Here is an 18,375-nt window from a genome sequence, read left to right on the forward strand (position 1 = left end):
CCTGTGGGTCCGTCCGCCCAGCCTAACGACGGGTGGGGACACTTTCTTCCCGGGCGGGAAGAGACAACACAGCCTTCCCACGCGCGAAGGGGCCGCATCCCCGGACGGGAAGTGGCGGCACCCCGTCCGCGTCACCGCGAGGAGTACCGCCACTATAGACGAACACCCGTTCGAGTTCAGCCGTTCCGGGTGGAACACCGCGAAGTATCCGCGGCCTCCCGGGCGCTCAGGAGCGGTCGGAGGCCGGGCGGGAGCGCTCCAGCTCCTCCGCACGGCGCTTGTCGATACCGCTCTTGACGAGGCTGCCGGCCACGGTGATGCCCATGACCCCGAGGATGACCGTCAGCGAGAGGCCGATACCGACCTCGGGCACCGCCACCCCGTTCTCGTGCAGGGCGTGCAGGATCATCTTGGCGCCGATGAACAGCATGATCGCCGACAGGCCCCAGCTGATGTAGGCCAGGCGGTCCATCAGCCCGGCCAGCAGGAAGTAGAGCTGGCGCAGCCCCATCAGGGCGAAGGCGTTGGCGGTGAAGACGATGTAGGCGTCCTGGGTCAGGCCGAAGATCGCCGGGATCGAGTCCACCGCGAAGACCAGGTCGATCACACCGATCGCGACGATGACCAGCAGCATCGGCGTGATGTAGCGGATCCCGTCGAGCTTCACGGTCATCTTGGCACCGTGGTAGTCCTCGGTGACCGGCCAGAAACGCTTGATGAAGCGCACGACGGCGTTCTGCGAGAAGTCCTTCTCGTCCTCGTCGCCCTTCACGTGGTCGCGCACGATCTTGTACGCGGTCCAGATGAGGAAGGCACCGAAGAGGTAGAAGACCTCACTCCAGGCGTTGATGACCTGAGCACCCAGGACGATGAAGACACCGCGCATCACGATGGCGATGACGATGCCCACGAGCAGAACCTCGTGCTGGTACCTGTGCGGCACGGCGAAAGCGCTGATCAACAGGTAGAACACGAACAGGTTGTCGATGCTCAAGCTCTTCTCGGTCACGAACCCGGCGAAGTACTCCGCGCCGGCGGTCGTCCCGCCGAAGTACATGAGGCCGAAACCGAACACCACTGCGAGGGCGATGTAGAAGACCGCCCACCACGCGGCCTGACGCATCCCGAATTCGCTCGGGCCCTTCGTCTTGCTCCACGGGCGGTCGACGATGACGAGGTCCAGTGCCAAGACGGCGACCATCGCGCCGATGGTCACGGCCCAGACCCACAAGGGAACGTTCACGGGTGTCTACTCCTCCGGTGTGAGTGCGCGCGAGCGTTGTGCACGCACGACGAACAACCGGAGGTCTCTCCCGCCCGTGCCCCGGGGGCTCGGACCGACGGAACCGGGAACACGTCCTTGTGCTCCGTGATGACGGCGCCGCCGCGGTAGGGATACTCCCCTCGCGTACTGAATTGCGGCCACGACCGCCGTACCGGCAGTCGTGGACCGGCTCCAAGCATGCCATCAAATCGTGTTCCGAGGAAGTCGGTCCGCAGTGGCATCGGTCGCGCCGCACGGCCACCCTCGGATCACCATGCCGCAACACCCGTGTAGGCCTTCAACGCCGCCTCGACGGCGTCCTCCTCCGTGGGCAGCGCCTCGGCGGCCTCACGCGAGCGTCTGCGCAGGTCGTCGGCGAGACCGGCATCGTCCAGGACCCGGCCCACCGCGGCCGCGAGCGCCTCCGGATCGCCCGGGGGCACCAGCACCGCAGTACCCGAGTACAGCTCGGGGATACCGCCCACCCGGGTGGAGACCACGGGAAGACCTGCCCGGAGCGCCTCCATGACGACCAGGGAGGAGCCCTCCCACCGGCTGGTGAGACAGAACACGTCGGCGGCGGCGAGCAGGTCGGCCACGTCGGTGCGGTGTCCGAGCATGCGCACGTCGGCGTCGAGCTCGGCAGCGGTGTCGTGCAGACTCCCCCACAGCGGGCCGTCCCCGGCGATGGCGATGACGGGCTCGGGACGGCGGTCGGCGATGGCGGGAACGGCGGCCAGGAGGGTGTCCAGACCCTTCCGCTCGACGAGGCGTCCGATGGTCAGCACCAGCGGCCGCTCGGGCAGTACCGCGAGGTCGGTGCGGGTGTGCTCTCGCCCGTTGAGGGCCGGACCGAGGTCGGGGGCGGCCACCACCGCCAGGCGCGTGTCGCGTGCCCCGGCCGCGCCCAGGCGTTCGACCAGGTCGCCGGAGACACCGAGGCACAGGTCGGCACGGCGGGCCACGACCTTCTCCAGGAACGAGTGGGCCACCGCGCGCACCCCGGAGACCTCGGTCGGAGCGTTGTGCACGGTCACCACGAGGGGCCCGACCCCGGCCAGCGCACACAGACCCCCGGCCCGGACCCCGTGCGCATGGACGACGTCGGCGCTGCGCAGCAAGGCGCGCAGCCGTAGCACGGTCCCGGCGTCACCCGGCTCGGGGTCGGCACCGATGGGGACCGGGGAAAAACGCAACCCAGCTTCGGTGAAGCCGACCTCCCGCTCGGTCTCGGCCGGGCCGACCACCACCACCCGATGGCCCCGGGCCGCCAGGCCCGTCCCGAGCGAGCGCACGTGCCTGTCCGACCCCCCACCGCTGGTTCCCACCACCAGCGCGATCCTGGCGTTCACCGTTCCCCCTCCGTGTTCGCTCTCGTCCCCAGTGCCTCCGGCAGCGGGTCGGGCAGGAACCCCTCGGTGCCCTCACCGATACCGAAGGAACCGCCCCGGCCCTGGGCGTGGGCCGACAGTGCCAGCACGGTGACCACATCGCCGACGGTGCGTCCGGCCACGTCCACGGTGCTGTAAGCAGACCGCCCCTCGCGGGCCTGTGCGAGTACACGGCCCTGCTCCGCGGAGGAGGGCCCGCCCGCGAGCACGGTCGGGCCCACGGATGCGTGCAGGGCTCCGGTGAGGGCCTCCAGGGCAGTACCCACGGTCTGCCCCTCACCGCCCTGCCCGGCCCCCTCCCCGGCGGGGGCGACCACGACGAGTGCGTCGGCGGCCCCGGCGGGCTCGCCCGTGACGGTGAGCAGGTCGGCCTCGGCGAAGGCGGACAGGACCGCCTGGGCGTCGTACCCGTTGCCGGGATCGCCACCGTCGTCGCCGCCGGGGCCCGCGTCATCGGAGGACTCGCCCTCGCCGTCGTCGACAGGGGTGTCCCGGTCCTCGGGAACGGCGTCCGGGCCCTGCCCGGCAGCGGAGCCCTCCCCGGAGGCACTCTCCGCCTCGTCCGGGACGGCCAGGACACGGCCGAGCTCCGTACCGGCCTTGGTGTGGGGACCACCGGAGAGGCGTTCGGCCACGGGTGAGACCTGCACGGCGAGTTCGTCGACGAACGTGGCGTTGCTCTGTTCCAGGAACCCCTCCGCCAGGTCGACACGGCCCTCCACGGTCCCGCCGGCCTGCTCCACACGCCGCTCCAGGGAAGCGAGCACCTCCCCGTCGGCCCCGGGCGCGGCGACCCCGACCACCCCCACACCCCGGAGACGGCCCCGAAGCATGTCCTCGGCAGCGGCGTCGACCATCTCGTCCGCGCCCTCCCCGAGCCGCTCGGACACCTCGTGTTCGGTGCGCAGGTCCGCGCTCCGGCCGCGCAGTTCGTCCGCCTCGGACTCCAGGGCCTCCAGCAACGGCCCCTGGAGCACGGTCGATCCCAGGGCCAGCCCCACGGTCAGCGCCAGGAACACCGCGATGGTGGAAACAAGGTGGTAGCGGAAGTCGATCACGTGAACAGCCCCGTCAACCAGTAGGAGAAGGTGTCCCAATGCATGGCGAGAAAGGCCAGCTGCTCCCGCCCGGCGGGGGAGACGACGGCGGCCACCACGATGGTGAGCAGACACGCAGCGACCAGCCCGGCCAAGGACCACGGGGAGACACGGGGCCGGTGCAGACGGATCACAGCCCCTGCGTCGACGAGTTTGCCGCCGGCCCGGAGACGGGTCAGGAACGTGCCGGCCATGCCCGCACGGCCCTTGTCCAGGAACTCCTCCAGGGTGGCGTGGGTACCGACCGCCACGATGAGGGCGGCCCCGCAGCCGTCGGCGAGCATCATCGCCACGTCCTCACTGGTGCCGGTCAAGGGAAAGACCACGGCCCGGTACCCCAGACCGGTGGCACGGGCCAGGCCCGGGGCGCGCCCGTCCCGATAGGCGTGCACCACGAGTTCGGCGTCCCCGGCCAAGGCGCCGTCGGAGACCGAGTCGAAATCACCGACGACGACGTCGGGGCGGAACCCGGCCTCCAGGACGGCGTCGGCGCCACCGTCCACACCGATGATCACGGGACGGAACTCGCGGATGTAGGGCCGCAGGGCCCTCAGCTCCTCGCGGTAGCGGTAGCCGCGCACCACGATCAGGACGTGGCGTCCCTCCATGGCGGTGCCGACGGTGGGCACACCGACGCCGTCGAGCAACAGGTCGCGCTCGCGTTGGAGGTAGGCCGTGGTGTTGGCTGCGAAGGCCTCCAGCTGGGTGGCCAGCCCCGCACGCGCGGCCTCCATGGCCGCCTCGACCGAAACGGTGTCCTGACGGACACCGCGGACGAGCAGCTCGGCCCCGCGGTAGAGGCTCCCGCCCTCCAGACACAGGTGTTCGCCCTCACGCACCAGGGTGAGGACCTCGGGGGCCACGCCGTCGATCAGCGGGACACCCGCGGCCACGAGGAGTTCGGGCCCCTGGTTGGGATGGCGTCCGCTGATGCTCTCGGCGGCATTGACCACCGCCGAGACCCCGCAGCTGAGGAGGGCCTCCGCACTGACCCGGTCGAGATCGACGTGGTCGATGACCGCGATGTCGCCAGGACGCAGACGCTTGGTGAGATTCTTGGTACGACGGTCCACACGGACGGGGGCCACCAGCCCGTTGGAGGCCTGCGTCCGCGTGCGGCGCAACCGCATGACTGTGGCGCTGAACGCCTCCGACACCTTCATCGATGACATACTGCCAGAACGCGACCACACAGGGTTATAAAAGTCGGCGGGCAGGCGTGTTCAGGACAAAACACACCCCGCCCCGCGGCGGAAGAACACAGAACGCCCGGACCGACAGGGCGACACGGGCTCAGACCGCCGGGTGGGCCCGCTCGGGATCGGCGTTGCTCAGCAGCTCCTCGGCGTGGGCACGGCCCAGCTCGGAATCCTCCAGGCCGGCCAGCATCCGCGAGAGTTCCCGCACCCGGCCGTCCCGGTCCAGACGCACCACGCCGCTCTCGGTGACCAGACCGTCGGTGGACTTCTCCACCACCAGGTGCGCGTCGGCGAACGCGGCGACCTGCGGCAGGTGGGTGACCACGATGACCTGGGCACGGCGGGCCAGCCGGGCCAGACGGCGGCCGATCTCGACCGCGGCCTTGCCGCCCACACCCGCATCGACCTCGTCGAAGACGAACGTGGGCACCGGGTCGGCGCCCGCGAAGACCACCTCGATGGCCAGCATCACCCGCGAGAGTTCACCCCCCGAGGCGCCCTTGTTCAGCGCCAGGGGCCTCGCACTGGGGTGCGGGGCCAGCAGCAGCTCGACCTCGTCGCGTCCCTGCGGGCCGAACTCCTCCCCGGTGGTGATACGGACACTGACCTGTGCGTGCGGCATCGCCAGGGCAGTGAGCTCCTCGGTGACTGCCGCACCGAAACGCTCAGCGGCCTCCTCCCGCAACCGGGTCAGTTCCTGGGCCGACTCGGCCATGGCGGTGTACAGCTCCTCGGTCTCCGAGGTCAGCTGCTCGATACGCTCGTCGTCGCCCTCCAGGTCCGCCAGGCGCTTGCCCGCGTCCTCGGCCCAGGCCAGCACGTCGTCGGTGGTCGCGCCGTACTTGCGGCTCAACTGGGTCAGCAGCGCACGCCGTTCCTGCACCTCGGCCAGACGGGCGGGATCGGCATCGACCGACTCCGCGTAGGAGGCCAACTCGGTGGCGGCGTCGGTGAGGATGAAGGAGGCCTCGTCCAGGCGCCCACCGATCGCGGACAGCTCGGCGTCGTGCTCGCTCACCGCCGAGACCGCACTACGGGCCGCCGACAGCAGGGCCGCCACATCCACCTCCACGTCCGAGGCCGGGTCCCCGGCCAAGGCCTCGTGGGCCGTGGTCGCAGCCATGCGCAACCCGTCGGCGTGGGCCAGACGGGTCTCCTCGGCGAGCAGTTCGGCGTCCTCACCCGGCTGCGGTTCGGCGGCGGCGATCTCCTCCACGCCGAACCGCAGCATGTCCGCTTCCTGGGAACGCTCGCGGGCACGCTGGACGATCTCCTCCAGCTCCCCCGCGAGCTCCCGGTGCCGACGGTAGGCCGCCGAGTACCGCTTGAGCTCCTTGCCCAGTTCCTCCCCGGCGAAGCGGTCCAAGGACGAGCGCTGGCGGTCGGTGCGCAGCAAGCGCTGCTGATCGGACTGGCCGTGCACGGCCACCAGGTCGTCGGCCAGATAGGACAGCAGACTCACCGGGGCCGAACGTCCACCCATGGTGGCGCGCGAGCGACCCTCCGCGGAGACCGCACGGGTCAGGATCAGCACGTTGTCGTCGATGTCGCCGCCGGCCTCGAAGACCCGCGAAGCCACCCGGCCGTCCTCGGGTACGAGCAACCGGCCCTCGACGCCGGCGCGCTCGGCCCCGGGCCGGACACGCTGCGGATCGGCACGGCCTCCGAAGAGCAGACCGAGCCCGGTGACCACCATGGTCTTGCCCGCCCCGGTCTCACCCGTGACCACGGTCAGCCCCGGTGACAGCTCCAGAACGGCGTCGTCAATGACCCCGAGCCCCTGGATTCGGACTTCTTCGAGCACCGATCCCTCTCCTGATAGTCGACGCCACTGTCCACACGTCCACACACACGCGTGCACCGCAAGCCGGGGAGCACTCCCCGGTCAACGGCCGTGCTCACCCCTGCCTCTCCACCCGGCGACCGGCAGCCCGAACTTGGCCACCAATCGGTCGGTGAACGGAGCCCGGTGCAACCGGGCCAACCGAACCGGCGTATCGGCACGGGTGATCTCGATTCGTGCCCCTGCGGGCAATTCGACCATACGCCGTCCGTCGCACCACAGTACGCCCGGCACCGTCTCCGGCAGCACCTCCAGGGCCACCGACGTGTGCGGACCCACCACGAGAGGCCGGGCGAACAAGGCATGTGCGCTCAACGGAACCACGAGGAGGGCGTCCACGTCCGGCCAGACGACAGGACCTCCGGCGGAGAACGCATGCGCGGTCGAACCGGTGGGGGTCGCGCACACGACACCGTCGCACGCCCAGCGTGAGAGGGGCCGGCCGTCCAACTCCAGTATGGTCTCCAGGACCCTCCGCGCGTCGCCCTTCTCCAAGGTCGCCTCGTTCAGGGCCCACGTGCGTTCCGAAGGCACACCCTCGTTACGGCCGCTGTGGAAGACCGCCACGTCCAGGGTCATCCGTTCCTCGACGGCGTAGTCGCGCTCGACCACACTACGGACCGTCTCGTTCAGGTCCTCGCGTTCGGCCTCGGCGAGGAACCCCACGTGCCCCAGGTTCACACCCAGCAACGGAGCTCCGGCCGGTCTGGCCAACTCGGCGGCGCGCAACAAAGTACCGTCACCACCCAGGACCATGACGAGCTCGACCCCCTGTGCGGCCTCGTCGTCCTCCACGACCTCGACCGGCGCGAGCTCGAAACCGGACCGGGCCAGTTCCTCGGCCTCCTCCTTGAGCATGCGCACGTTCAGACCCTCACGGGTGAGGCTCTCGTGCACGAGCTGGGCGCTGCGGAGCGCCGCGGGCCGACCGGTGTGGGCCAGTAGGAGAACACTGCGTCCCCTGGTCATCGTCGTCCCCTCAACGTTGTCTCCCTACGAGGGAGTGGTACCGACACCCGGTTCCCTCGGCCGGGACACGTTACCCAACCGACCGGGCGCACTGTCACGCGGTCCGGGCGCCCCGAAGGCGCGCCGTGCGGCCACTGCCCTACCGCGGGCCCTCCTCGATGACCCGGGCCAGCACATCCGTGTCCAAGGGCCCGGCACCGGCACGCAACCACAGGAAGTACTCGACATTGCCGGAGGGGCCGGGCAGAGGGCTCGCGGCGACATCGACCACACCCAACCCCAGAGCGCGGGCGTGCTCGGCCACGGAGGTCACGGCCTCCGCCCGCATCCCGGGCTCACGCACCACACCCCCGGCGCCCACACGTTCCTTGCCGACCTCGAACTGGGGTTTGACCATGAGCACGAAGTCGGCCCCGGGATCCACGCACTCCAGCAGCGGACCGAGCACGAGCTTCAGGGAGATGAAGGACAGATCACCCACCACCAGGTCGGGACGGGGCTCACCGACCTGTTCGGGGCTCAGTTCGCGCACGTTCACACGTTCCATGACGCGCACACGGTCGTTGCTGCGCAGGGCCCAGGCCAACTGCCCGTACCCGACGTCGACCGCGCTCACGTGTGCGGCGTTGCGCCGCAGGAGCACGTCGGTGAACCCGCCCGTGGAGGCCCCGGCGTCCAGGGCACGACGGCCCGCCACGTCCAGGGAGAAGGCATCCAGGGCGCCGATGAGCTTGTGGGCGCCACGAGAGACGTAGGGCGGCTCGTCGGAAGGGGTACGCACGACGATGGGCTGGTCCGTACCGACCTGGGTGGCGGCCTTGGCGGCCACCATCCCGGCGACCTTGACCGACCCGCTCTCGATGATCTCTGCGGCGTGTCCGCGGGAACGGGCCAGCCCACGGCGGACCAGTTCGGCGTCGAGCCGACTACGTTTTGCCATGGTCACCAAGAATACCGGGGTTCAGCGTGCTCCGTCGGTGCCTTGGTCCAGAGTTCCCAGTACCGCGGTGAGTTCCTGATGGAGGCTGTCGAAGACCTCCACGTGCTCGTCGGTGGGGCGCTGGTCCAGCGCGGCCAGGCGTTCCTTGGTGGCCTCGAGCGTACGTCGGGCCAACTCGGCGGGCTCCACGACCTCTCCCCCCGTCTGCTGCTGCGGTGCGTCCCGACCCTATCTCCCGGCCGGCAGCGCGTGTACACACCTTCGGCCCGCCGTGGCCCGGCCGTCCGGCCCGCGCGGGCACGGGCGCCTACTTCTTGCTCTTGGCCTTGCCGGAACGTTTGCCGTTCGACTTGCCCTTGGCGGATCTGGCCTGAGCGGACCTGGCGGGGTCGGGCTTGGCAGGGGCCGACTCGGCCGAGCCGGACCTGGCGGGGGCCGGGGCTGCGCTCTCCGCGCTCCCCTCCTCCGGCCGGTCCCCGCCGTCGGCCCCGGAACCCGCCTCCGGGGTGTGCTCGGCCTCCTCCCCCGGAGCGTTGCCGGCCTCGGGAGTCTCCTCCGCCTCGGTGCTGTCCTGGGCGCTCACGCCGGGGTTCTCCCCGCCGGCCGGATCCTCCGCTCCGACGACGGCGCCCTCCTCCCGGCGGCCCGTCCCGTGCCCGACTCCGTCCGGGGCTGCGCTCGAGGGATGTCCCGAGACGTCGCTGTCCACCGCCAGGGCTCGTTCGACCGCGTGTCTGGCCGCCAGACGGCGCTCCAGTTCAGCGACCCGGCGGGTCAGGCGCTCGTGTTCGTCACGCGGGACCATGTCCATGCTCTCCAGCTGGCGCCCGACCTCCTCCCGCACCAGGTCGGCGATGGCAGTCCGGTTGGCCTGACTGGTCTCGATCAGCTCACCGGCCAGGGCCTGGATGCTCTGCCCCACCCGCGGGGCGGCCTCACTCTCCCCGGCGACGGCCCCCACCGCTCTGCCCTCGGAGCGCAGCAACGCTCGGGCCGCAGCGACGGCGTCGCGCCGGGAAAGTTCGGTGAGGCCATTGGCGGCATCGAGATAGGTGCGTACCGCGTCGACGACCATGGTGGCGTTACTCCTTGGAGCGCATGAAGGCAGGCAGGGTCACAGGGGCACGAGGGGCGGAAGGAACCCGCGCATGGGCGGGGGATCCGGCAACAACGCTACCGCTGCCGGGGAGGCCGCCGCACGGAATCCACACAGGTACTCCACTTCGTCACTCAGGACACAGAACCCCCTCTTCCACACCGGTTGAGGCATCATGGATTCATGAGCAGCATCGACGCCTGCCTCGACGGGTTCGCCCTCATCAACCGGCGCATCCTCGAGCGCTCACGACAGGAACGGGAACGGCGCATCGACGAACGCACCGTCGCTGTCGTCGTGCCCGACCTGGACACCACGTTCCGTCTGCGGCTCACCGTCGAGGGGCTGACCGACCTGAGACATCACCCCACCGGCGTGGTGCACGACCCCGTACAGATCACCGTCACCGTCAGCAGCGACGACCTCGTTGCCATCGCCGAGGACCAGCTCAGCGCAAAATTCGCACTGGTCACGCGCCGCGTCAAAGTCAGCGCCTCCCTGGGTGACATGCTGCGCATGCGTTCCCTTGCCCAGTGAGCATCCGTCCAACGACGGGTACCGTTCTGAGGTGTCTCGCCACGCTCTCGACCTGGCCCCGTTCCGAGGCCTGCGTTACGCCGCACCCGACGTCGACCGCTTCATCGACGACGGCTCCGACGTCTCCCGCCTCCTCGCCCCGCCCTACGACATCCCGGACGCGCAGGAGGCAAGAGAGCTGCAGCGCTCCGACCCCCACAACGCCGCCCGTGTCACCCTGCCCTTCGAACTGACCCGCGAGAGCCACCCCCGCTACCGGACCGCCGCCGCGCTGCTGCGCCGATGGGTACGGAACGGGGTACTCGCCCAGGACCCCGACCCGGCGCTCTACGTCTACGAACAGATCACCCCCGACGGAACACACCAACGCGGCCTCATCGGGGCCCTGGACCTGAGCTCCCCCGTGCGCCCGCACGAGGACGTCGCCGAGGCACCCGTACAGGACCGGTTCCGTCTCATGAGGGCGACCCGCGCCAACCTCGAACCGATCTTCCTCCTCTACCGCGGCGGCGGGGGCGCGGCCTCCCGGGCCGCCCAGGACCTGCCCCGGCAACCGCTGTTCACCGCCCGCGCCGGCGACGGGTCCCAGCACAGCCTGTGGGCGCTGACCTGCCCCGCCACCATCGCGGAAATACGCGCCGACCTCGCCGGACGCTCCGCCCTGATCGCCGACGGCCACCACCGCTACGCCGCCTACAGGAAACTGCACCACACGGAACCGGACCCGATCTGGCACCGGGGCCTGGCCATGCTCGTGGACAGCGAGACCCACCCGCCGCACCTGGGCGCGATCCACCGGGTGCTGCCCGGGGCCGGGACCGGCCCGCTGCTCGAACGCGCCCGCAGTGTGGCCCGGGTGGACCCGGTCCCGACCCTCACCCCGGAAATCGAGGGCCCGGGTGTGGTCCTGGCCGCCCCCGACGGAAGCGCCCATCTGGTACACGGTTTCGACGAACAGACCCTGACCACCCACAGCCCCGACCGGTCCGCACGGTGGCGACACCTGCCCACCTCCGTGCTGCACCAGGTCCTGCTCCCTCTGTGGGGCGTGGCCGAGGAACAGGTCCGCATGGTGCACGACAGCCCCGAGGGGGCAGTGGCTGCCGCCCACAACGACAACGGGACCGCGGTGATCGTGCCATCCTTGTCCGTGAACGAGGTCTACGCCGTGGCCGACCGCGGCGAGCTCACCCCCCGAAAGTCCACGTCCTTCGGCCCCAAACCCCGCACCGGTCTGGTCATGCGGCTGTTGGACCGACCCCCCGAGGAACCATGGTCGACCGAACCCTCTGCACACACACCTCCCTGACCGAGGACCTGACCGCCTTGGGGGTCCCACCCGGGTCCGTCCTACTCGTCCACAGTTCCCTGAGTTCGCTGGGATGGGTCTGCGGCGGGGTCCCTGCCCTGGTGCAGGCCCTCACCGACGCCGTCGGCCCCGGCGGGACCGTGGTCGTGCCCACCCAGTCCGGCGAGTGCTCCGACCCGGCCGCATGGCAGAACCCGCCGGTGCCCGAGACCTGGTGGGAGACGATCCGGGCCCAGATGCCCGCCTACGACCCGGCCGTGACCCCCACCGCCGGTGTGGGGCGTGTACCCGAACTCCTGCGGCGCTGGCCGGGCGCGGTGCGCAGCGCCCACCCCCAGACCTCCTTCGCCGCCCTCGGCCCGCGGGCACACGAACTGATGGAGCCCCATCCCCTGCAGGACTCCCTGGGCCCGGGTTCCCCACTGGGACGTATGGCCCGGTCGGGGGCACAGGTGCTCTTCCTCGGTACCGGGTACGCCACGTGCACGGCCTTCCATCTCGCCGAGTACCAGCTCCCCCTCGCGCCCCGGACGCGCTGCGGTGCGCCGGTGCGCAACTCCTCCGGCGAACGGGTGTGGACCGAGTTCACCGACGTGGCCCTGGACGAAGAGGACTTCCCACGTATCGGGGCGGACTTCGAAGCGCAGGCCCCGGTCACGGTGGGAAAGGTCGGCGAGGCCACCGCCAGGCTGTTCCCCATGGCCGAGGCCGTGGACTTCGCCGCAGCGTGGATGCGGCGCCACCGCGCGGCCCCGCGCCCGTGAGCGGCCGCGGGGCCGGCCGCCCGCGCGCAACGGTGTGCGACAGGGACCACACCGTCGGGGACCACCCGCGAACCGCCCGCACCGGGGCCTACCCATAGCCTGGGGACGTCGTCTGCCACCACCTCGATGAACGGGTCCGCCTCCATGACGCTGCGCGCCTCCGAACGTCCCCTGAACGAGCTCCACGACGCGATGCTCCTGGATCTGGACGGGGTCGTCTACGTCGGCCCCCATGCGGTACGGGCGGCTCCCGAGGCCGTCAACAAGGCCCGCGCGGCCGGCGCCCGCGTGGCGTTCGTGACCAACAACGCCGGCCGCACCCCCGGGCGCATCGCCGACCACCTCTGCGAGCTGGGGATCGAGGCAGCACCGCAGGACGTGGTCACCTCCGCCGAGGCAGCCGCCCGGCTCATCGCCGAGCGATACCCGGGAGGCTCGGAGGTCCTGGTCATCGGGGACACCGGGCTGCGCCAGGCAGTGCACCGCTCCGGGATGCGCCCGGTCACCGTCGACTCCGAGGCGGTCGTCGCGGTCGTGCAAGGGTACTCGCGCTCCATGGCCCGCGACCTGCTCGACCAGGGGGTACTCGCCGTGGCCCGCGGCGCCTTCTACGTCACCAGCAACGCCGACTCCACGACCCCGAGCGAGTGGGGCATCGCCCCCGCCAACGGCGCCTTCGTCCAGGTGATCCGGCATGCGACCGGGGTGGATCCGGTCGTGGCGGGAAAGCCGATGCGTCCGCTGCACCAGGAGGGGATGTTGCGCACGGGTGCGCGCGACCCGCTGATCGTCGGGGACCGACTCGACACCGACATCGAGGGCGCCGTCAGCCACGGGGCCGCAGGTCTGCTCGTGCTGTCCGGCGTGGCCACCCCCGCCGACGCGCTGGCCGCTCCCGAACACCGGCGCCCGCGCTACCTGGCCCGGGACGTGTCCGGCATGAACGAGGTCCACCCAGCGGTGGAGCGCGAGGGGAACACGACCCGCTGCCAGGGGTGGACCGTCACGGTCGACGGCTCCGACGTGGGGCTCTCCGGTTCCGGTGACCCTCTGGACGGTCTCCGTGCGCTGTGCACGGCGGTGTGGGAGATCCCCGGCACCGACCCCGCCGGCGCGAGCACGCTCGAGGCGCTCGGCCGGCTCGGTTGGTGAGATCCGGGACCGCCGGAGCAGCCACACCAGTGCCTTCGCCCACGTGAGCATGTCAGCCTTCCTCCTTCCTGCGGCCCCGCACGAAACGCACCGACACCGCTTCGACCTCACACACGCTCCGGGGCCCGTCCACCCCTCGCCACGTGCGGCGCCGTAGCGCACCGTGGACATCGACCACGTCGCCGAGGCGCCAGCCCCGCACGTGCTCGTGCAGGTCCTTGTCGAAGCTCACACAGGTGATGGAGTCCACCCGGCGTCCCCGGAACCGTGTCGAGGGATGCCTGGCCACGCAGATGCGCCAGGTCGCCAGGTGGTCACCGCTGGGCAGCTCCCGGAACCGGGGTTCGGCGGTGATCCGGCCCGCGACCACGACCTCGTTGTGGTGCTCCGCCTGGCTCACCGCGCCGGTGTCGCCCACCCGCGTACTCTCCTCCGCCCCGGGCACGGTCCCGGAGCCTTCCACCCCCTCCGGGGGCTGTTCCTTCGGTGCACGGCCGGTCGCACGGGGCTCCGCACTGCCGACCGGACGTGCGGCTCGGTGCGTTTCCGCGGCACCGTCAACGGGACGCGCGACGCCGCCCTGCCGTGAACGGCCGGACAGAGGCGGAGGTGCGGGGTGCGTGAGGGCTGCGGGTCCGGAGAAGGGGCCGGGCGTGGAACGACAGGACATGGGGTTCTCCCTGGAAAGTGCGCTACGGGGACGGCACACCGCTGGAAGGGGCCGGACCTCGGTCCGGGGCTGGAGGCGAGTGCGCCGATCCCAGGTTCACCGCAGGGGAGGAGGAAGAAAAGGCCCGGTTCCGGATCTGTGGACGAGGAAGGTGACCCGACTCAGCAGCCCGGGAGCACACTGTTCTAGAGTCGGGAGCCCGAAGACACCGTAGAACAGGGGTGCTTACCGTGCACGACGACGTGGACGTGAGCGGACTGCCCGAGGGGATCGTCCCTCTCGGCAACGACATCTACGCCATCGACACGATGCTCGCCGGGTACCCGGGCGTGGTGTCGAGCTACCTCATCCGCTCCGAGCGGCCGTGCCTGGTCGAGGTGGGTACTGCCGGCTCCGCGCGGGTCCTGCGGGACGCGGTCGTGCGCCTGGGGTTGGCCCCTGAGGACCTGGCCACGATCGTGGTCACCCACATCCACCTGGACCACGCCGGCGGCACCGGCGACATGGCCGCGCACTTCCCCAACGCGGAAATCGTGGTCCACGAGCGCGGGGCCCGCCATCTGGCCGACCCGAGTCGGCTCATGGCCAGCGCGAAGATGGTCTGGGGTGATCGCTTGGAGACCTTGTTCGGCCAGATGCGCCCCACCGAGGCGCAGCGCATCCGTGCGGTCGCCGAGACCGGGGAGATCGACCTGGGCGCGGGCCGTAAGCTCGTCTCGCACTACGCCCCGGGCCACGCCAAGCACCACATGGGCCTGGTCGACACCCTGACCGGCGACCTGTACGTGGGTGACGCCCTGGGTGTGTACAGCCCGCTCACCGGCGACGTGCGCCCTGCCACACCCCCGCCGGACTTCGATCTGGACTCGTGCCTGCGGACGCTGCGCCTGTTCGGTGACATCCAGCCGCAGCGTCTGATGTTCTCCCACTTCGGTGCGGTGGAAGCGGTCCCCGAGACCATCGACAGCGCCGAGACGGAACTGCGCCTGTGGGTGGAAACGGTCCGGGAGTCCTACGCAGCCGACGACGACCTGGACCACGCGGTCGCGATGGTCAAGGAGAAGGTGGTCTCCCGCTACAAGCCCCTTCCGCCGGATGCCTCCGAGGAGGCCGCGGCGGTGCTGGACATCCTCGCCGGCCCGGAGGCCAACGTGGGCGGGATCATGCACTGGCTGGACCGTCTGGAACAGGAGCAGGCCGAGGCCGAACGTGCCCGCAAGGAGCGCGAGGCCTGAACCGGTCCACGAGTACGGGGCAGGGCCGCACAAAAATGGCGTGCGGCCGTCCGCTGCCCCGTTCTAGGCTCCACGCATGACCTTCACCCTCCGGCACATGGACCGTGCCGACATCCCCACTGTCCTCCCACTGCTGACCGCGTCGTTCCCGTGCATGGTGCTCACCGAGGACGCCATGCGTTGGCGGGAGGACCGTCCCCATCCCGAATTCGTGGTCCGACGGATCCTGGCTGAGGACGAGAACGGCGTCCTCATCGGTTTCGTACAGACCCAGGCGCTCCGCTCCTCCGACGCGAGCGGTCACGTCAAGGGGTACGTCATGCTGTTGAGCCTGCGGGAGGGGTCGACGAGGGCCGACGAGATCCGCACCGCCCTCATGGCCGAGGCCGAGCGCGCGGTCCGTGCGGACGGCGCCACCCTGGTGCGGGCGGAGGTCTGCGGCGAAGGGGTCCAGGTCGGGGGTGAGCGTCTGGCCGCGTTGCTGCACGGGCGCGGATACACCGAGACGCTGGAGGAGCACCGGATCCTGGGTCTGGACCTGAACGACCTGCCCGAACCGCCGCCGGTGCCCGACGGCGTGGAACTGCGCCCCTTCACCGCGTTCACGGACGACCCGCGTCCCATCTACGAGGTCGACCGCGAGGCGACCTCGGACGAACCGGGTGAACGGAGTGAGGAGTTCATGACCTACGAGGAGTGGCTGCACACCGTGTGGCCGCCCCCTCTCATGGATCCGGACGTGAGCCTCGCGGTCCTTGTGGAGGGCCGGGTCGTGGGGTTCACCGCCTACGTGAGCGACCGCGACACGAGAATGGAATCGATGATGACCGGCGTCCTGGCCGACCAACGCGGCCGCGGTCTGGCCGGGCTCGCCAAAGCGACCGCGCTGCACAGGGCCCGTGAACGCGGGATCCGGTACGCCTACACCGGCAACCATGCCGACAACGCCCCCATGCTGGCGATCAATACCTGGTTGGGGTACCGCTTCGCCGGGGCGGAGCATCTGCTCGCCCGCCCCGGCGATCAGGGGTGACGGGGACCAGGGGCCGACTCGGGCGCCCCGGGCAGGCCGGCGGCCCGGATCAGGTGTGCGTAGAGACCGTCCGCCCAGGAGAGCTCGTCGTCGCCGGGCAACCGGTCGAAGGCGCGTGCCTCCACGGTCTCGAACTCACCGGTGAGCGGCGCCAACCCCTCGACCTGGGCGTACGTGACGACGGTGACGTGGCCGCCGGAGAGCACGTAGTAGCCGATGAGTTCCTGCTCGGACAAGGTCGCCCCGGCTTCCTCCATCGCCTCGCGCCGGGCGGTCCGCCACAGGCTCTCGCCGGGTTCGCTGTGCCCGCCGGGGAATTCCCAACCGCGGCGCCGGTGCCGGACCATCAAGGGCCTCGCTCCCCGGTAGGTCAGGCAGACGACGGAGTCGTGGTGCTCGGGCAGGGAGCCCAGGCACACGACCGCACCGCCGAGCGGCACACCGTCCGGCGGTGGGTCGGGAACAGCACTCAGTTGCGCCCCCGGTCCTGGTCCTGCTTCTCGGGCGGATGCTCCGGACCGTCACTGGAGATGTGTTCGTCCACCTCGGAAGCGGGGTCCTCGGCGTCGCTCCACATGATGCCGTCCTCGAGGTCCACGTCCACGAGCTCGACGCCCTCGAGCTCGGCGAGACGCTCGTCGGCTTCGGTGACGCCCTCCCGGTCGACGGAGGAGGCACGCGCGAAGTACTCGCGGGCGTCGTCCGTCCTGCCGAGCTCGGCCAGGACGTCGGCGTAGGCGTAGAAGAGACGTGCGATCCAGGGGCGGGCCCGGCGTTCCTTGAGCTCGGGGACCTTGAGCTCGGCCAGCGCTGCCTTGGGGTCGCCCATGTCCCGGCGGGCCCCGGAGGCCACAATGCGCAACTCGATGCGTTCGGCCGGATCGAGGTCCTTGGCCGCGGGGTCACCGGCGACCTCCAGCGCGCGCTCGGGGCGGCCGAGGCCGCGCTCGCAGTCGGCCATGACGGCGAGGAAGCTGTCACGGCCGCTCATCCGCCGGGCGGCCCTGAGGTCGGCGAGGGCCTCCTGCCACTTGCCCACGGCGTAGGCGGCCACACCCGAGGCCTCACGCACGCCGGGGACCCGGGAGGCCTTACGGCGCGCGAAGAGCGCGTGCTTGTAGGCCCGTTCGGGGTTCTCCTCGAGCAGGAGACCGGCGGCGACCACGTGTTTGCCGACGAGTTCGGCGAGGGACTTGGGCAGCGAGTTCAGGTCCCTCTTGAGCTCGGGGTCCAGCTGTCCGAAGGTGGCCTCTTCCGGCAGCAGCGGGGCGGCGTCCGCCGGGTCGCGCTCCTCGCGGGGGCGGCGGTCCCGATCGTTGCGGCGCTGGTCGTCGCGGCGAAACCCCCCTCCGCCACGGCGGTCGTCCCGTCCGCGGCCACCGCCACGGCGGTCGTCGCGAGAGCCCGCACGCCGGTCGCCGCGGGGTCCGCCACCGCGATCGTCACGGCCGCGACGGCCACCACGGTCGTCGCGTCGGCCCCGCTGGGAACTTGCCTGGCGGCCACCTCTGTGATCGCGGGAGCCCCGGTTCCCGGAACGGGAGCGGGGCCGCTCTCCGCGGCCCCGGCCGTCGGGCCCACCGGAGCGGCCTTCGCCACGCCCGTCGGCTCCGGAGTCCTCGTGGTCTCCCGAGCGGCTTTCCTCAGTCATCGAACCCGTCCGTCAACATTCAAAAGCGCTGCCACTTCGGAGCAGCAGCGCATCATAGTACTTGGCACTCCAGTTTACGGCACAGCCGCGACCCGCAGCGCCACGCTCGGCGCCGGCCTCTGCGTGTCCCTCCACATGAGAAAACTGTTTCACATGTTCACAAGATACACAAAAAAGAAGAGGGGCCACCCACAACAGGCAACCCCTCCCCAAGAAAAACCGTGG

General features: G+C 70.9%; 18 protein-coding genes. 6 read left to right on the forward strand and 12 right to left on the reverse strand.

Annotated features, from left to right (window positions below; translation table 11 throughout):
• Positions 1–226 precede the first annotated feature (226 nt).
• The 9 genes from D456_RS0118970 to D456_RS0119010 all read right to left on the reverse strand — a co-directional run bounded on the left by D456_RS0118970 (position 227) and on the right by D456_RS0119010 (position 9,778).
• Complete coding sequence (locus D456_RS0118970) at positions 227–1,243, reverse strand: TerC family protein (protein WP_017577762.1); 1,017 nt, start codon at positions 1,241–1,243, stop codon at positions 227–229.
• A gap of 290 nt (positions 1,244–1,533) precedes the next feature.
• Entirely contained in the window at positions 1,534–2,616 is a 1,083-nt protein-coding gene (locus D456_RS0118975) for a glycosyltransferase family 4 protein (RefSeq protein ID WP_017577763.1), read from the reverse strand.
• A complete protein-coding gene (locus D456_RS0118980) occupies positions 2,613–3,713 on the reverse strand; it encodes a copper transporter (RefSeq protein ID WP_017577764.1) in 1,101 nt (366 codons plus the stop codon). The genes D456_RS0118975 and D456_RS0118980 overlap by 4 nt, the downstream gene beginning before the upstream one ends.
• Positions 3,710–4,882 (reverse strand): putative cytokinetic ring protein SteA, encoded by a 1,173-nt coding sequence (steA, locus tag D456_RS0118985; protein WP_026116021.1) that lies wholly within the window; start codon positions 4,880–4,882, stop codon positions 3,710–3,712. Before steA ends, D456_RS0118980 begins: the two co-directional genes overlap by 4 nt.
• Before the next feature lie 163 nt (positions 4,883–5,045).
• Positions 5,046–6,755, reverse strand: a complete 1,710-nt coding sequence (gene recN / locus D456_RS0118990) for a DNA repair protein RecN (RefSeq protein ID WP_017577766.1) — start codon at positions 6,753–6,755, stop codon at positions 5,046–5,048.
• A gap of 81 nt (positions 6,756–6,836) precedes the next feature.
• Complete coding sequence (locus tag D456_RS0118995) at positions 6,837–7,763, reverse strand: NAD kinase (RefSeq protein WP_017577767.1); 927 nt, start codon at positions 7,761–7,763, stop codon at positions 6,837–6,839.
• A gap of 139 nt (positions 7,764–7,902) precedes the next feature.
• On the reverse strand, positions 7,903–8,703 hold the full coding sequence (locus D456_RS0119000; protein WP_026116022.1) for a TlyA family RNA methyltransferase: 801 nt from the start codon (positions 8,701–8,703) through the stop codon (positions 7,903–7,905).
• A gap of 21 nt (positions 8,704–8,724) precedes the next feature.
• A complete protein-coding gene (locus tag D456_RS27140; RefSeq protein WP_017577769.1) occupies positions 8,725–8,892 on the reverse strand; it encodes a hypothetical protein in 168 nt (55 codons plus the stop codon).
• A 118-nt stretch (positions 8,893–9,010) separates the two neighbouring features.
• Positions 9,011–9,778, reverse strand: a complete 768-nt coding sequence (locus D456_RS0119010; protein ID WP_017577770.1) for a coiled-coil domain-containing protein — start codon at positions 9,776–9,778, stop codon at positions 9,011–9,013.
• 204 nt (positions 9,779–9,982) lie between these two features.
• Here D456_RS0119010 and D456_RS0119015 point away from each other — a divergent pair, with 204 nt between their 5' ends.
• The 4 genes from D456_RS0119015 to D456_RS0119030 all read left to right on the forward strand — a co-directional run bounded on the left by D456_RS0119015 (position 9,983) and on the right by D456_RS0119030 (position 13,561).
• Positions 9,983–10,336, forward strand: coding sequence for an SCP2 sterol-binding domain-containing protein (locus D456_RS0119015; protein ID WP_017577771.1), 354 nt, complete (start codon positions 9,983–9,985; stop codon positions 10,334–10,336).
• A 31-nt stretch (positions 10,337–10,367) separates the two neighbouring features.
• Entirely contained in the window at positions 10,368–11,645 is a 1,278-nt protein-coding gene (locus D456_RS0119020) for a DUF1015 family protein (RefSeq protein WP_017577772.1), read from the forward strand.
• Entirely contained in the window at positions 11,609–12,409 is an 801-nt protein-coding gene (locus tag D456_RS0119025; RefSeq protein WP_017577773.1) for an aminoglycoside N(3)-acetyltransferase, read from the forward strand. Before D456_RS0119020 ends, D456_RS0119025 begins: the two co-directional genes overlap by 37 nt.
• Positions 12,410–12,553: 144 nt before the next feature.
• Positions 12,554–13,561 (forward strand): HAD-IIA family hydrolase, encoded by a 1,008-nt coding sequence (locus D456_RS0119030; protein WP_017577774.1) that lies wholly within the window; start codon positions 12,554–12,556, stop codon positions 13,559–13,561.
• 52 nt (positions 13,562–13,613) lie between these two features.
• On the opposite strand, the gene D456_RS0119035 is transcribed toward D456_RS0119030, so the two are convergent.
• Complete coding sequence (locus D456_RS0119035) at positions 13,614–13,979, reverse strand: single-stranded DNA-binding protein (protein WP_040699670.1); 366 nt, start codon at positions 13,977–13,979, stop codon at positions 13,614–13,616.
• Between the two features lie 482 nt (positions 13,980–14,461).
• Between D456_RS0119035 and D456_RS0119040 the strand changes: the two genes are divergently transcribed.
• Positions 14,462–15,466, forward strand: coding sequence for an MBL fold metallo-hydrolase (locus D456_RS0119040; RefSeq protein WP_017577776.1), 1,005 nt, complete (start codon positions 14,462–14,464; stop codon positions 15,464–15,466).
• 76 nt (positions 15,467–15,542) lie between these two features.
• Positions 15,543–16,499 (forward strand): GNAT family N-acetyltransferase, encoded by a 957-nt coding sequence (locus tag D456_RS0119045; protein WP_017577777.1) that lies wholly within the window; start codon positions 15,543–15,545, stop codon positions 16,497–16,499.
• Here the strand turns inward: D456_RS0119045 and D456_RS0119050 are convergent.
• On the reverse strand, positions 16,490–16,918 hold the full coding sequence (locus D456_RS0119050; protein WP_026116024.1) for an NUDIX domain-containing protein: 429 nt from the start codon (positions 16,916–16,918) through the stop codon (positions 16,490–16,492). The genes D456_RS0119045 and D456_RS0119050 overlap by 10 nt on opposite strands.
• Before the next feature lie 50 nt (positions 16,919–16,968).
• Positions 16,969–18,150 carry a tetratricopeptide repeat protein gene (locus tag D456_RS27600; RefSeq protein ID WP_017577779.1) on the reverse strand — a complete coding sequence of 394 codons (1,182 nt, stop codon included), beginning with the start codon at positions 18,148–18,150 and terminating at the stop codon, positions 16,969–16,971.
• Between the last annotated feature and the right edge of the window lie 225 nt (positions 18,151–18,375).

The organism is Nocardiopsis kunsanensis DSM 44524 (assembly GCF_000340965.1).
Lineage (GTDB): Bacteria > Actinomycetota > Actinomycetes > Streptosporangiales > Streptosporangiaceae > Nocardiopsis > Nocardiopsis kunsanensis.

Coding starts and splice junctions, on each gene's coding strand:
- steA (WP_026116021.1), bottom strand. CDS start 4,882: ATGCGGTTGCGCCGCACGCGGACGCAGGCCTCCAACGGGCTGGTGGCC.
- D456_RS0118995 (WP_017577767.1), bottom strand. CDS start 7,763: ATGACCAGGGGACGCAGTGTTCTCCTACTGGCCCACACCGGTCGGCCC.
- D456_RS0119000 (WP_026116022.1), bottom strand. CDS start 8,703: ATGGCAAAACGTAGTCGGCTCGACGCCGAACTGGTCCGCCGTGGGCTG.
- D456_RS0119010 (WP_017577770.1), bottom strand. CDS start 9,778: ATGGTCGTCGACGCGGTACGCACCTATCTCGATGCCGCCAATGGCCTC.
- D456_RS0119015 (WP_017577771.1), top strand. CDS start 9,983: ATGAGCAGCATCGACGCCTGCCTCGACGGGTTCGCCCTCATCAACCGG.
- D456_RS0119025 (WP_017577773.1), top strand. CDS start 11,609: ATGGTCGACCGAACCCTCTGCACACACACCTCCCTGACCGAGGACCTG.
- D456_RS0119030 (WP_017577774.1), top strand. CDS start 12,554: ATGACGCTGCGCGCCTCCGAACGTCCCCTGAACGAGCTCCACGACGCG.
- D456_RS0119045 (WP_017577777.1), top strand. CDS start 15,543: ATGACCTTCACCCTCCGGCACATGGACCGTGCCGACATCCCCACTGTC.
- D456_RS27600 (WP_017577779.1), bottom strand. CDS start 18,150: ATGACTGAGGAAAGCCGCTCGGGAGACCACGAGGACTCCGGAGCCGAC.